At 72.7% G+C, this 13,907-nt stretch carries 11 protein-coding genes; 4 read left to right on the top strand and 7 right to left on the bottom strand.

The window, feature by feature from the left end:
* Nucleotides 1-1,467 (bottom strand): protein adenylyltransferase SelO, encoded by a 1,467-nt coding sequence (locus tag MUB56_RS21440; RefSeq protein ID WP_244929047.1) that lies wholly within the window; start codon nt 1,465-1,467, stop codon nt 1-3.
* 103 nt (nt 1,468-1,570) lie between these two features.
* Entirely contained in the window at nt 1,571-3,019 is a 1,449-nt protein-coding gene (locus MUB56_RS21445) for an RNB domain-containing ribonuclease (RefSeq protein WP_244929048.1), read from the bottom strand.
* 18 nt (nt 3,020-3,037) lie between these two features.
* Between MUB56_RS21445 and yaaA the strand changes: the two genes are divergently transcribed.
* Both yaaA and MUB56_RS21455 read left to right on the top strand, forming a co-directional pair.
* On the top strand, nt 3,038-3,796 hold the full coding sequence (gene yaaA / locus MUB56_RS21450; RefSeq protein ID WP_244929049.1) for a peroxide stress protein YaaA: 759 nt from the start codon (nt 3,038-3,040) through the stop codon (nt 3,794-3,796).
* An 845-nt stretch (nt 3,797-4,641) separates the two neighbouring features.
* Complete coding sequence (locus tag MUB56_RS21455) at nt 4,642-5,919, top strand: HNH endonuclease signature motif containing protein (protein WP_244929050.1); 1,278 nt, start codon at nt 4,642-4,644, stop codon at nt 5,917-5,919.
* A gap of 1,058 nt (nt 5,920-6,977) precedes the next feature.
* On the opposite strand, the gene MUB56_RS21460 is transcribed toward MUB56_RS21455, so the two are convergent.
* The 4 genes from MUB56_RS21460 to MUB56_RS21475 all read right to left on the bottom strand — a co-directional run bounded on the left by MUB56_RS21460 (nt 6,978) and on the right by MUB56_RS21475 (nt 10,251).
* The gene (locus tag MUB56_RS21460) at nt 6,978-7,160 is read right to left on the bottom strand and encodes a hypothetical protein (protein WP_244929051.1); all 183 of its coding nucleotides are present in this window, start codon (nt 7,158-7,160) and stop codon (nt 6,978-6,980) included.
* 9 nt (nt 7,161-7,169) lie between these two features.
* Complete coding sequence (locus tag MUB56_RS21465) at nt 7,170-8,318, bottom strand: bifunctional RNase H/acid phosphatase (protein ID WP_244929052.1); 1,149 nt, start codon at nt 8,316-8,318, stop codon at nt 7,170-7,172.
* A 40-nt stretch (nt 8,319-8,358) separates the two neighbouring features.
* Nucleotides 8,359-8,847, bottom strand: a complete 489-nt coding sequence (locus tag MUB56_RS21470; RefSeq protein ID WP_244929053.1) for a C4-type zinc ribbon domain-containing protein — start codon at nt 8,845-8,847, stop codon at nt 8,359-8,361.
* Nucleotides 8,848-9,132: 285 nt separating this feature from the next.
* Complete coding sequence (locus MUB56_RS21475; RefSeq protein WP_244929054.1) at nt 9,133-10,251, bottom strand: Nif3-like dinuclear metal center hexameric protein; 1,119 nt, start codon at nt 10,249-10,251, stop codon at nt 9,133-9,135.
* A gap of 38 nt (nt 10,252-10,289) precedes the next feature.
* Between MUB56_RS21475 and MUB56_RS21480 the strand changes: the two genes are divergently transcribed.
* Complete coding sequence (locus tag MUB56_RS21480) at nt 10,290-10,604, top strand: antibiotic biosynthesis monooxygenase (RefSeq protein ID WP_244929055.1); 315 nt, start codon at nt 10,290-10,292, stop codon at nt 10,602-10,604.
* 55 nt (nt 10,605-10,659) lie between these two features.
* Here MUB56_RS21480 and MUB56_RS21485 read toward each other — a convergent pair whose 3' ends face one another.
* On the bottom strand, nt 10,660-12,204 hold the full coding sequence (locus MUB56_RS21485; RefSeq protein ID WP_244929056.1) for an AMP-binding protein: 1,545 nt from the start codon (nt 12,202-12,204) through the stop codon (nt 10,660-10,662).
* 89 nt (nt 12,205-12,293) lie between these two features.
* Here MUB56_RS21485 and MUB56_RS21490 point away from each other — a divergent pair, with 89 nt between their 5' ends.
* Nucleotides 12,294-13,898, top strand: a complete 1,605-nt coding sequence (locus MUB56_RS21490) for a hypothetical protein (RefSeq protein WP_244929057.1) — start codon at nt 12,294-12,296, stop codon at nt 13,896-13,898.
* Nucleotides 13,899-13,907: the final 9 nt, after the last annotated feature.

Genomic DNA, 13,907 nt, shown 5'->3' on the forward strand with positions numbered 1-13,907 from the left:
TCAGGTCCCGCAGAACGTCCGGAAGCCGGCGTTGAACTCGGCCGGTGCGGGTGCGGCGTACCGCTCCAGCCCGGGCCGCTCGTCGTACGGCGCGGTGACCGCGTCGAGCAGCCTCTCCAGCGGTCCCAGGTCGCCGGCGGTGCCGGCCTCCAGCGCCTCCTCGACGAGGTGGTTGCGCGGGACGTAGACCGGGTTGACCCGGTCCATCGCGTCCGCGTCGGGCCCGACCGCGCGCCAGCGCTCGGCCCAGGCGTCGAACGCCGCCAGGTCGAGGACCATCCCCCGCGCCGGTTCGGCGTCGCCGCGGGCGGCCCGGCCGAGCGCGCGGAAGAACGACGTGAAGTCGACCCGGCTGCCGCTCATCAGCTCGGAGATCTCGTCGAGCAGCGGCGTCGCGACGGCGTCGTCGAGCCCCGCGGGCAGGCCGAGCTTGGCCCGCAGGCCGCTCGCCCACGCCTCGGTGTAGCGGACCCGGAAGGTGCCGAGCGACTCGACGGCGAGCGCGACGGCCTGCTCCTGGTCGTCGTGCAGCAGCGGCAGGAGCGCCTCGGCGAGCCGGGCGAGGTTCCACTCGGCGACGACCGGCTGGTTGGCGTAGGCGTAGCGGCCCTGCTCGTCGATCGAGCTGAAGACCGTCGCCGGGTCGAAGGCGTCGAGGAACGCGCACGGCCCGTAGTCGATGCTCTCCCCGGAGATCGTCATGTTGTCGGTGTTCATCACGCCGTGCACGAAGCCGACCAGCATCCACTGCGCGACCAGCGACGCCTGGACGTCGACGACCGCCTCGAACAGGGCACGGTACGGCGCGGGCGCGGCGGCCGCCTCGGGGTGGTGGCGGGCGATCGCGTGGTCGGCGAGCCGCCGGAGCAGGTCGACGTCGCCGGTCGCAGCGGCGTACTGGAAGCTGCCCACGCGCAGGTGACTGCGGGCGACCCGGGCGAGGACGGCGCCCGGGAGAACCGTCTCGCGGCGCACCGGACGACCGGTCGCGACCACCGCCAGCGAGCGGGTCGTGGGGATGCCGAGGGCGTGCATGGCCTCGCTGACGACGTACTCGCGCAGCATCGGCCCGACCGCCGCCAACCCGTCGCCGCCGCGGGCCAGCGGGGTGCGGCCCGAGCCCTTCAGGTGCAGGTCGCGCAGCTCACCCGTCGGCGTGACCAGCTCGCCGAGGAGCAGTGCTCGGCCGTCACCGAGCCGGGGGCTGTAGCCGCCGAACTGGTGGCCGGCGTACACCTGCGCGACCGGGGTCGCCCCCTCCGGTGGCCGGGTCCCGGTCAGCAGGCCGAGGCCCGCGGGCGTCCGCAGGGCGGCGGCGTCGAGGCCGAGCTCGGCGGCCAGCGGCTCGTTGAGCACCAGCAGCCGCGGCTCGGGCGTCGCCTCGGCCTGCCAGGCCAGCGCCAGCTCCGGCAGCTCGCGGGCGAAGCGCGCGTCGAGGACCACGGTCGGCAGGGGTGCGACGGTCATGGCCTCGAGCGTACGGTCGCACCGTTGGGCGAGCAGCGAAGGACGGAGTCCTGAGCGCCGTCGAGACCCCCGCACCCGACCGCAGAGCTCGAACCGGACTCCGTCACTCGACGACCAGCTCGACCTTCCGGGTCACGACGTCGGCGACGGTGAGCCGGGCCTGCACGTCGGTGCCGAGCGGCAGGTCGCGCTCGGAGCGGACCGGAGCCTCGACGGCCGGGTCGCGCAGCGTGAGGATGCCGCGCTTCGGGTCGTCGTCGCGGACGTCGACGACGACGCCGTCGAAGACCTCGCCGACCCGCGTGGAGAGGAGGCCTGCCTCGACCAGGTCCAGCACCCCCCTCTCGTACAGCCGGGAGCGGCGGGTGGAGTCCTGGAGCGTCTTCGGCAGTCCGTGCAGCGCCTCGAGCACCCAGGCAGGTACGTCGGTGCCGGCGCACAGCGCGACGCAGATCTCACCGGCGTACCGGTCGCCCAGCCGGCGCAGCGGGGCGGTGACGTGGGCGTACTCGGAGGCGAGCGCGGCGTGCTGGGGGTCGGCGGGCACCTCGCCGTCGAAGGCGACGTACCCGCTCCCGCGCAGCAGGCTCGTGCAGGCGACCACCATCGCGGCGTGCTTGGGCTTCGAGGGGTCGAGGGTGCGGATGAAGTCGGGGTAGAGCATCTCCGCCGGCCACTCGATGCCCAGGGCGCGCGCCTCGCGGTGCAGGCGCTTGACGTCGCGCGGGTCCGCCTCCGGCAGGGTGCGCAGCAGTCCGACCCGGGCGTAGACCATCAGCGACGCCGCCGCGAAGCCGGTGAGCAGCGAGATCTGGGCGTTCCACTCCTCGACGGGCAGCAGCGAGCGGAACTCCAGCGACCAGGAGTCCCCCTCGACCGTGACCTCCTGCTCGGGCAGCGGCAGCGAGACCCCGCCCCGGGCGGCCTCGCGGGCCAGCCGCAGCTCGCCGACCTCCTTCAGCAGGGTCAGCGTCTCCGGGCCCTCGCCGCCGTCGATGGCGCGCTGCGCGTCGTCGTACGTCAGCTGCGCGGTGGAGCGCACCCGTGCCCGCTCGACGGTGACCTCGGTGCGCTCGCCCTCGCCGGTGATCCGGATCGTCCACAGCAGAGCCGGGCGCACCTGGTCGGGCAGCAGCGAGCCGGCGTCCTCGGAGATCACCTTCGGATGTAGCGGCACCTTCATGTCGGCGCCGTAGAGCGTCTCGCCGCGCCGATTGGCCTCCAGGTCGACCGGGCCGCCGGGCTCGACGAACGCGGCGACGTCGGCGATCGCGTAGCGCACGACGTACCCGTCCCCGTCGCGCTCCAGGTGCAGCGCCTGGTCGAGGTCGCGCGCGCCCTCGGGATCGATGGTCAGGAAGGGCAGGTCGGTGCGGTCCAGGTCGGGCAGCCGCGGCGACCGGGCGGCGCGCGCCGCGGCCTCCTCGACCTCCGGCGGGAAGTCGGGCGTCACGCCCAGCTCCTGCTGCAGGCGTACGACGCCGTCTCGGAACGCGGCCGGAGCCCCGCCCTCACTCGACGACCGGACCCGGACCACGCGGTTGCTGGGCATGACGGCAACATACCCACCGTGCTGATCGTCCTACCGCCCTCCGAGGGCAAGACCGAGCCGCGACGTGGGAAGTCCCTCGATCTGGCCTCCCTGTCCTTCCCCTCGCTGACCCCCGCGCGCGAGTCGGTGATCGCCGCGCTCGTGGCCCTGTGCTCGGGGCCGGTCGACGTCGCCGCCAAGATCCTCGAGGTCGGCAGCACCCAGCACGACCTGGTCGCCCTCGACGCCCGCCTCGCCTCCGCGCCGACAGCGCGGGCCGACCAGGTGTACGCCGGGGTCGTGTACGACGCCCTCGACGTCGCCACCCTCTCCACCGCCGCCCGCCGTCGCGCCACCACGCGGCTCGCCGTCACCTCCTCGGTCTTCGGACTGGTCCGACCCGGCGACCGGATCCCGGCGTACCGCCTCTCCGGTGGCACCTCGCTCCCCGGCCTCGGCCCGGTCGCCGGCCTGTGGCGCTCCGAGCTGGGCCCGGCGTTCGAGGAGGCCGTCGGCGACGGCCTGCTCGTCGACCTGCGCAGCGGCATGTACGCCGCGTTCTGGCGCCCGCCCGCGTCGGCCCGGGTCGCGACCGTGCGGGTGCTGCACGAGGTCGGCGGCGTCCGCAAGGTCGTCAGCCACTTCAACAAGGCCACCAAGGGCCGCATCGTCCGCGCCCTCCTCGATGACGGCGCCAACCCCCGCACCCCCGCCCGCCTCGCCGAGGCACTGGGCGACCTCGGCTGGGTGGTCGAGGTCGACGGCGGCCAGCTGGACGTGATCGTCAGCGATCTCTGACTGACGCTGGTTGAGGTGCGAGGCGCCCCAGCGCCAAGCCTCGAAACCCGGCGAGCCGAGGTACGGCGGTAGGCCCGGTGATCGAGCAGGAAGGCGCTCTGCGCCTGACGCCCGTCGAGATCCAGTAAGCCGACGTACGGCGTGGGGCTGCGGTCTCCGGTTGGCTCGCGGCCGTTTCAAAGATCACTGAGACAGCCGGGTCTACGTAGGCGGCACTCGTCGTACCTGGTCGCGGTCGCCTGGGGGCTTCCGGCTGCTTCGGGTCGACCGCTGTGGTCACCGCTGCGAAGCCGTCGCTCGCGCAGCGGTTCCTGACGCTGGTTGAGGTGCGAGGCGCCCCAGCGCCAAGCCTCGAAACCCGGCGGGCCGAGGTACGGCGGTAGGCCCGGTGATCGAGCAGGAAGGCGCTCTGCGCCTGACGCCCGTCGAGATCCAGTGAGCCGAGAAGCGGCGCCGGGTACGGCGTGGGTTGCGGTCTCCGGTCTGCTCTGCGCTGCTTCAAGGATCACTGAGATGGCGGGGGCGCCGTAGGCGGCACTCGTCGTACCTGGTCGCGGTGGCCTGTGGGTTGGCGGCCGCCTCGGGTCGACCGCTGTGGTCACCCTTGCGGACGCTCAGTGACGCTGGTTGAGGTGTGAGGCGCCCCAGCGCCGAGCCTCGAAACCCGGCGAGCCGAGGTACGGCGTGAGCAGCGGCACCACGGCGGCTGATGTCGGCGCTCGGGTGTGGGGGTCTCGACGGGCGCTCAGGCGCCAGAGCGCCTTCACTGCTCGACCTCTGGTGCGACCGGACGCTGTTGTGGATGAAGATCCTCGACTGTCGGTGGCCGCGAATACCATACTTGTATGGCCACTCGGAAACTCCACGACTGCGACAACGCATCCGCGTTGCTCGCCTACGTCGGTGCCGCGCGCCAAGCCGAGACCCGAGCAGCCGCCCACCAGCTGGCCGCCGCCGTGGCCTGGGCGGGGATGCACGCCACGGACTCCTACGACGACGCCGCGACGATCGTTCCGGGCGCTGAGGGCGCCGCGACGATCGCGGGCGAGGGTGCCCCGCTGGTCGCGGAGTTCTGTGTGTTGGAGTTCGCCGCGGCTCTCGGCCTCTCCTCGGACGCCGGACGGATGTATCTCGGTGAGGCGGTCGAGCTGGCGCACCGCCTTCCGCGGCTCTACGCGCGGGTCCAGGCGTTGGCGCTGCCGGTGTGGAAGGCGCGGCGGATCGCGAAGTCCACGCTCGACCTCCCGCTCGCGGGTGCCGCGTACGTCGACGCGCACCTGCATGCGGTGGCCCACAAGGTCTCGATCGCTCAGCTCGACCGCACCGTGGAAGAGGCCCGGGTCCGGTTCGACCCCGGCGAAGCCATCGCGCGCCAGGTCGCGGCCCAGGAGGCGCGGCACTTCGACATCGAGTCCCGCCAGGTCTCCTTCGACGGCTGCGTCGACGTCCACGGCACCCTCGACCTCGCCGACGCCCTCGACCTGGAGGACGCCGTCGCCCGCCGAGCCCGCGACCTCGGCGCCCTCGGCCTGGACGCGCCGCTCGATGTCCGCCGCTCGATCGCGGTGGGCGACCTGGCCCGGCGCCAGCTCTCGTTGGACCTCGCAGCTGCGGACAACGAGGACCGACCCAAGGCCCGCCAGGTCCTGCTCCATGTGCACCTCTCCGAAGCGGCGCTCGCCGGGTCCGGGAGTGACCTGCAGCTGGCGCGGGTGGAGGAGACCCGCTCGTTCGTCTCCGCCGACCAGGTCAAGACCTGGTGTGCGAACCCCGACACCCAGGTGGTCGTGAAGCCGGTCATCGACCTCACCGGCCACGTCCACGTGGATGCCTACGAGACCCCGGATCGGCTCCGCGAGCGTCAGGTCCTGCTCCAACACACCTGTGTGTTCCCCTGGTGCCACAAACCGGCCCGGCGCGCGGACTGCGATCACATCGACCCCGCCGCCCGCGGCGGACCCACGTGTGACTGCAACATCGCGCCACTGTGCCGGCGACATCACCGGGGCAAGACGCACACCCGGTGGCGCTACGACAAGGTCGACGACACCTCGTTCGTTTGGCGAAGTCCCAACGGTCTGGTCTTCCAACGCGACCGCACCGGCACCATCGCCCTCGCCTGACCAGCTGGCATCCTGCAGCCCTGACTGGCACCGCCAGTCAGGGCTACAGGCGCGCCCGGAGAGGCAAAGCGGCGCAGTGCCGGCGTCCTTCGCGCCCGATCACCGCAGCTTTCTCCGACGCTGGTTGAGTTGCGAGCGGAGCGAGCCTCGAAACCCCGTCAGCCAAACGGACGCGCCGACCACAGGCTGCCTCTCGACCCACCGGACTTCGAGGCTCGGCACTGGGCGCGTCGCACCTCAGCCACCGTCACGAACCGCTCCGCCCAGGACTGCTCCGCACCGGTGATCCCGGCGGTCGACCCGGGCAGCCGGCAACCCACAGGCGCGGGGACCTGCCTTGCCCCTCAATCCCGTTGCAGGAGCGAGTCCGGTCCAGGACGCCGGCCATGTGCACACGCTCACGATCCGCGTCGACCAAGCGGCGGCGAACTACCCTGAGGTCCGCCTGCTCATTGACGGGGATGACCTGCTGGCGGTCGGCGGCATCGACCGTGGCAACGATCCCGCCGACATCCTCGACTCGGGCGCCCTCCTCCCCGTCGACCTGCCCCGGCGGATCGCCTTCTACGGCTGCGGCTGCGGTGAGTTCTCCTGCGCCAACGTCGCCGGCCTCGTCGCCCGTCGTGGCGACGTCGTGGAGTGGAGCGACTTCCGGTGTCTGACCGGCGCCTACGACGCCGCCCTGCCGGACCCCGAGGACAGTCCCGATCCCATGACGTCCTGGGACCCCGACTTCGCCAGCCCTCGTCATCCGGGCCTCGTCATCCGGGCCTGTCGACCTTCACGTTTGACGCCGAGGAGTATCTGGGCGTCGTCCGCTCCGCGATGGCAGCACGAGGGTGGGAGACCCGGGCGCGGGCGGTCGTACGGCACGTTCGGGAACTGCGTCCCGACCTGTGCATGTGGGCGGCATCCGACGGTGACCGGGTCACCGGGCTCGACGCTGACCTCACCGTGCCCCAGGGACCGCCCGACCGGCTGGCCGCACGCCTCGTCGCCCTGCTCGAAGACGGCGTCGACCCTCGACGCATCGAGCGCGCCGGTATGTGGGTTGAGCGCTACCGGTCCTCGGCCCGCGTCTCCGCGAGCCGGTCGATCACCTCGCCCACGACCGTGGCCAACTCCCAGCGTGAGTCGGCGGGCTGTGCCCGGTAGATCTGGCGCGGCAGAGGACCGTCGACGACCAGCACCCGACCCGAACCGACATCGAACAGCGCGATCTGGTGGTGGCGGCTCAGCACCCGGTCGTTCTACCAGCGGCCGGGATCGGCGAACGCGTCGTTCTCCGGCGGCAGCGCGTTGTAGAGGCGCAGCGAGCTCTTGCCGTCCGGGTAGAACGCGACCACCGTCACGGACGCCGGCGACAGCTCCATCCGGAACACCGCGTCCAGCGGCGCTCCCATTGCGTGCGCGACCAGGGTCTTGATCGGCGTCACGTGGCTGACCACCACGACAGTGCGGCCGGCGTGCGCGTCGAGCACGCGTTGCAGCCCGTCCAGCACCCGCTTCTCGACGGTCCGGAAGGACTCCCCGCCCGTGGGCGCGACGTCCAGCGACCCCAGCCAGCTGTCCATCTCGGCCCGGTGCCGCTCGGCGACCTCGCCGAAGGTCAGCCCGTCCCAGTGACCGAACTCCATCTCCGCGAAGCCGTGCTCCTCGACGACGGGGCGTCCGAGCGTCTCGCCGACGATCGCCGCGGACTCCGCCGTACGACGCACCGGCGAGGCGACCACCACGTCGACCCGCTCCGCGATTGGGGAGAGCCAGGCCGCGGCCGCGCGCACCTGGGCGCGCCCCTCGTCGCTGAGCCCCGGGTTGGAGCTCGCCAGCCCACCCGAGAACCGCTTGTCGACCGTGTGCGCCGTGACCCCGTGGCGCACGAGCACCAGCGTCGTCGGCGCCCCGACGGACGCCGACCAGCCGCGGGACGGCTTCTCGGCCTCCTCGATCGCCGAGTTGTCGGCCTCGCCCGGCACGCTGACGCCGGACCGCTTGCCGTCGAGCGCCTCGTTGGCGAGCCGGTCGGCGTACGAGTTCCGCTCCCGCGGGATCCAGGTGTACGACGTCCCGACCGGCGCCAGCCGGCTCGCCTCCGCCGCGAGCACCTTCATGTCGGGGTGCTTGACCTTCCAGTTGCCCGACATCTGCTCGACGACGAGCTTGGAGTCCATCCGGACCTCGATCTCGGCGTCCGGCGCGAACTCCCGGGCCAGCCGGAGCCCGGCGATCAGGCCGTTGTACTCCGCGACGTTGTTCGTGGCGACGCCGAGCGTGGTGCCGTCCTCGGCGAGGACCTCGCCCGTCGTGGCGTCCTTGAGGACCGCGCCGTACGCCGCCGGCCCCGGGTTGCCCCGCGAGCCGCCGTCGGCCTCGATGACGACCGAGGTCGGGCCCTTCACCGGTGGTCGAGCCTTCATCGGCGGTCGAGCCTGTCGAGACTCACAGCCCGGACTCGGCCGTCCGCACCAGGATCCGCGAGCACTCCTCGCACCGGACGACGGTGTCGGCCGGCAGCGACCTGATGACCGCGAGCTCGGCGTTGTCGATGCCGAGCTGGCAGCCGGTGCACCGGCGCTGCCGCAGCTCGGCCGCGCCCACGCCGCCCTTCTGGGCGCGCAGCTTGTCGTAGAGCCCCAGCAGGTCGGCCGGGAGCCCCTCGACGGACGGGCCGCGCTGCGCCTCGACGTCGACGAGCTGGGCATCGATCGCGGCCGCCTTCTCGTCCCGGGAAGCGGTCAGGGCGGCCAGCTTCTCGTCGACCTCGGCCAGCTCGGCGGCCACCGAGTCGAGGTCGCGCTGGACGTCCTCGAGCCGGGCCATCACCTCGAGCTCCTCGTCCTCCAGCGTCGAGATCCGGCGCTCGAGCGACTCGAGCTCGTGGGTCATCCGCTCCAGGTCCTTGGGGTTGGTGATCAGTCCGCGGTCCATCCGGTCGCGGTCGCGCGTGCGGCGGGTCTTGACCTGCTCGACGTCGGCGTCGACCTTGCCCTGCTCCGCGGTCAGGTCGTCGACGACGATCCGGGCGTCGCGGGCACGGTTGTCGAGCTCGGTGCGCGAGGCCTGCAGCGTGGTGATCTCGGCGGTCTCGGGGAGCGTCGCCCGCTGATGGCGCAGCTGGTCGGCGCGGGCGTCCAGGGCCTGGAGGTCGAGCAGCTTGAGCTGGGCGATCGGATCGGCTTTCAGCGGAGTCTCCTGGCGTGGGTTACGGCTGGTTCAGGGGCGGAACGTCCACGGGTCGGTGACGGCGACGCTGACCCGGGTCTCCACCGTATCGCCCAGCGCGGCCCGCAGCCGCGCCTCCACCACCGGCAGCCAGGTCCACTCGGCTGCCCAGTGCGCGACGTCGACCAGCGCGGGGCCGTCCTGCTCCAGGAACTCCGACGCCGGGTGGTGCCGCAGGTCACTGGTCACGTAGACGTCCGCGTCGCTCCGACGCACCGTGTCGAGCAGGAAGTCGCCGGCTCCCCCGCACAGCGCGACCCGTCGTACGACGCGCTCGGGGTCGCCCGCGACCCGCACCCCGTGGGCGGTCTGGGGCAGGGCCCGCGCGACCGACTCGGCGAAGGACCGCAGGGTCTGCTCTGGCACCGTCCCGATCCGCCCCGTCCCCGTCGTCGCGAGGCCGGCGTCGGCGAGCTCGGTGAGGTCCCAGGCCGGCTCCTCGTAGGGGTGGGCGGCGAGCAGCGCCCGTACGACGGCGGTACGACGCGACCGCGGCAGCACCACCTCGATCCGCTCCTCCTCGACGACCTCCGGCTCACCGACGGCGCCGATCGCGGGATTCGCGCCCGCCAGCGGCCGGAACCGGCCCTGACCCGACGCGCTGAACGACGCCTGGTCGTAGTCGCCGATCCGGCCCGCGCCCGCCGCCCCCAGCGCGGAACGCACCGCCTCGGCGTCGGCCAGCGGCACGAAGGTCGTCAGCTTGTCGCGCGGCTCGGCCGGCGCGGGCAAGATCGGCGCCTGGTCGCTCAGCCCGAGCGCGGTCGCCATCGCCTCCGAGACCCCGCCGACCGCCTGGTCGGCGTTGGTGTGCGCGCTCAGCAGCGCGCAGCCGGCCCGGGACAGGGTCGCGAGGGTGCGCCCCTTCGGCGTGGTCGCGGCCACCCCGTGCACCGGCTTCAGGAACAGCGGGTGGTGCACGACCAGCAGGTCGGCGCCCCAGTCGGCGGCCTCCCGGGCCACGTCGTACGTCGGGTCGACCGCGAACATCACCTTCGCGACCGGGTCCGCCGGGTCGCCCGCCACCAGCCCGACGGCGTCCCACGAGTCCGCCGTCGCAGGCGGGTACCAGCCGTGCAGCAGGTCGACGACGTCACTGAGGGTGGTCATGCCCCGGAGGCTATCGAGGCAACCGCTAGCGTGAGCCCGTGCCCGTAGTGAAGATCAACGCCATCTCCGTCCCGCCGCAGGCCCACGAGGAGCTGGAGAAGCGGTTCGCCGCCCGAGCCGGCACCGTCGACGGCTCCCCCGGCTTCCTCGGCTTCCAGCTGCTCCGCCCGGTCGCCGGCGAGGAGCGCTACTTCGTTGTGACCCAGTGGGAGGACGAGGAGTCGTTCGCCGCCTGGCGCGACGGCAGCGCCCGCGCCGCCCACAGCGGCGAGCACGGCAAGCCGGTCGCCTCCGGCGCCGACCTGCTGGAGTTCGAGGTCGTGCTGGACGTCCGGCCCCCGGTGGTCGAGTAGCCCGCACCCCTCGGTGGTCGAGTAGCCCGCGAGGAACGAGCGGGCGTATCGAGACCTAGTTGACCTGCCGACCCCGGCCCTCCCAGTACGGCGCCCGCAGCTTGAACTTCTGCAGCTTGCCGGTCGCCGTACGGGCCAGCTCGTCGCGGAACTCGATCGACGTCGGGGCCTTGTAGCCGGCTGCCTTGTCCTTGCACCAGGCGATCAGGTCGTGCTCGGTGACCGACTCGCCCGGCGTCAGCACCACCAGAGCCTTGATCGTCTCGCCCCATCTCTCGTCGGGTACGCCGATGACCGCGACCTCGGAGACCGCCGGGTGGCTGAACAGCACGTCCTCGACCTCGATCGAGGAGACGTTCTCGCCGCCGGTGATGATCACGTCCTTCTTGCGGTCGCTGATCGTCAGGTAGCCGTCGTCGCCGATCGTGCCGCCGTCGCCGGTGTGGAACCAGCCGTCGGCGAGCGCCGCGGCGCTCTCGTCCGGCTTCTCCCAGTAGCCCTCGAGCACGACGTTCGAGCGGGCCAGCACCTCGTCGTCCGGCCCGAGCGAGAGGGTGACGCCGAGGGCCGGCGCGCCCGCCCGCACGAGCTTGGCGGCGCGCTCCTCGGCGCTGAGGTGGTCCCACTCCTGGCGCGAGCGGTTGACGGTCAGCAGCGGCGAGGTCTCGGTGAGGCCGTAGATCTGGATGAACTCCCAGCCGAGCTCCTCCTCGACCCGAGCGACCGTGCGGGTCGGCGGCGGGGCCCCGGCGACGATGATCCGCACCTTGTTCCGACCGGGAATCGGTCCGTCCCAGTCCTGCGCAGCCTCCAGCACCGCCGAGACCACCGCCGGGGCCGCGCACAGGTAGGTGACGCCGTGCTGCTCGACGCGGCGCAGGATCTCGGCGCCGTCGATCTTGCGGATCACCACGTGCTTCACCCCCAGGCCGGTGGCGGCGAACGGATGTCCCCACCCGTTGGCGTGGAACATCGGGAGGGTGTGCAGATAGACGTCCCGGTCGGTGACACCGGCGTGCATCGCGAAGGTGGTCGCGTTGATCCAGATGTTGCGGTGCGTGATCTGCACGCCCTTGGGTCGCGCGGTCGTGCCGGAGGTGTAGTTGATGGTCGCCGTGGCGTTCTCGTCGGGCTCCCACGGCGTCGGCTCGGCGCCGGGCGCGGCGTACAGGCTCTCGTCGTCGCCCAGCACGAATCGGTGCTCGCAGGTCACCGACGCCAGTGCCTCGTCGATCTCGGGGTCGACGTAGAGCACCCGGGCGCCGGATTGGTCGACGATGTACTGCACCTCCTCGGGGCGCAGCCGGAAGTTCACCGGCACCAGCACCCGCCCGAAGCCGGCGACGCCGTAGAACGACGTCAGCAGCCGCGAGCTGTTGTGGCTGACGATCGCGACCCGCTCGCCGACCCCGATGCCGAGCTCGTCGAGCCGGGCCGCCTGGCGACGCGCCAGCTCACCGATCTCGGCGTACGTCAGCTCGCCCCGCGCGTTGCCCAGAGCCGGTGCCGGCTGGTCCGGCTCGTCGACCACCCCGACCCGCTCGCCGTACACCTGCACGGCGCGGTCGATGAAGTCGGAGACGCTGAAGGGGACGAGCACGGCTTCCTCCCGGACACGAGTTTGTGATGTCCGCCACCGTAGCGACCGGCGTCGACAAGTGTTCATCTGCCGTCGCTACGTTGCCCGCCGTGCGGACGAGATCCCCCCGGCGGCAGGTCGGACTCCACGTGGTCGTGACGACGGCCTCCCTCTCCCTGGTCGGCGTCCTGATCGCCCACGCCGACACCGGGGCGGCGGCGTACGACGGGACGCCGCCGAGCGCCGCCGAGGCCTGGCCCGGCGGGAGCCAGGTCACCACCGCGTCCGTGGCCGGGCAATTCGGCACCGACCTGTCCGGGCTGGTCTACGAGCCGGCCGCCGCAGGGAGGGCCGCGACCCTGTGGGCGGTCCGCAACGACCCCGCCACCCTCTACCGCCTCGAGCGCAGCGGCACCGACTGGGTCCCGGCGACGAGCGACGGCTGGTCGGCGGGCAAGCCGCTGCGCAACCCGGGCAACTCCTCCAGCCCCGACGCCGAGGGGGTGACGATCACCGCGGCCGGGTCCTCCGGAGGCGTCTACGTGGCCTCGGAGCGCAGCAACTCCAACAAGAACGTGTCCAGCCTGACCGTGCTGCGGTACGACGTCGGCGGGAGCGGCCAGTCCCTGACGCCGACCCGGCGGTGGGACCTGACCGGCGACCTGCCGGCCGTCGACCCCAACAAGGGGTTCGAGTCCGTCGCCTGGGTGCCCGACAGCGTCCTGACGGCAGCGGGTCTCGTCGACGAGCGCGCCGCCGGCCCCTACGTGCCCAGCGCCTACCCCGACCACGGGGACGGACTGTTCTTCGTCGGTGTGGAACAGACCGGCATCATCTACGCGTACGCCCTCGACCACAGCACCGAGGGGCATCACCGCATCGCCACCATCCGGCCGACGAACGCCGCCCGGACGCTCGGCGCAGCCGCGCTGATGGACCTGCAGTGGGACGGCGACCACCAGCGGCTCTGGGCGACCTGCGACAACGGTTGCCAGGGCCGGTCCGCCACGTACGAGATCGCCACCAGTGGCGACCAGCGCGGCGCGTTCGCGCTCAGCCACGTCTATCTGCGTCCCGGCGGGCTGGCCAACGCCAACCACGAGGGGTTCGCGTTCGCGCCGGACGCCGAGTGCACCGACGACGGGACCGGCGGGCGCAAGCCGGCCTGGTGGGCCGACGACGACGAGAGCGGCGGCTACTCGATCCGCGAGGGGACGCTGAGCTGCGTGGCACCGGTCGAGCCGACACCGGACCCGACGGCGGACCCGACGCCGACCGAGTCACCCTCGGCGACGCCCGACGAGACCACCTCGCCCACGCCGTCAGCCACCCCGTCGAGCAGGCCGTCGATCACCCCCACGATCGCCCCCACGATCAGACCCACCCCGAGCCCGACCCACACGTCCGCCTCCGCGGCGATCAGGGTCAAGGCGCTGAGCGGTCGTCGAATCCGGGTGGTGGTGCGGGTGGCCGGGCTGGCCGGGTCGCAGCTCGACCTGCCGGTCACCCTCCGGGTCGCCGGAGCGAGGCGCACCTACCGCCCGTCGCTGGAGAACGGCGTGGGGGTCGTCCGGCTCAGGAAGAGCCCGAAGGTCCGGACCGGTGCCCGGGTGCGCGTCACCGTCACCCTCCGGGCCTTCAGCCGGACGGTGCCCCACACCACCGTCGACGTCCGCAGGAGCGTCGCGAGGGCGCGGGTCACCGTCCGACCCTGAAACCTGCTG

Source organism: Nocardioides sp. W7 (assembly GCF_022919075.1).
In the GTDB taxonomy this organism is placed as follows: domain Bacteria; phylum Actinomycetota; class Actinomycetes; order Propionibacteriales; family Nocardioidaceae; genus Nocardioides.

Bases quoted from the DNA above. Each gene is read 5' to 3' on its own strand.
- MUB56_RS21440 (WP_244929047.1), bottom strand. From the start codon at position 1,467: ATGACCGTCGCACCCCTGCCGACCGTGGTCCTCGACGCGCGCTTCGCC.
- MUB56_RS21455 (WP_244929050.1), top strand. From the start codon at position 4,642: ATGGCCACTCGGAAACTCCACGACTGCGACAACGCATCCGCGTTGCTC.
- MUB56_RS21475 (WP_244929054.1), bottom strand. From the start codon at position 10,251: ATGACCACCCTCAGTGACGTCGTCGACCTGCTGCACGGCTGGTACCCG.
- MUB56_RS21470 (WP_244929053.1), bottom strand. From the start codon at position 8,847: ATGGACCGCGGACTGATCACCAACCCCAAGGACCTGGAGCGGATGACC.
- MUB56_RS21445 (WP_244929048.1), bottom strand. From the start codon at position 3,019: ATGCCCAGCAACCGCGTGGTCCGGGTCCGGTCGTCGAGTGAGGGCGGG.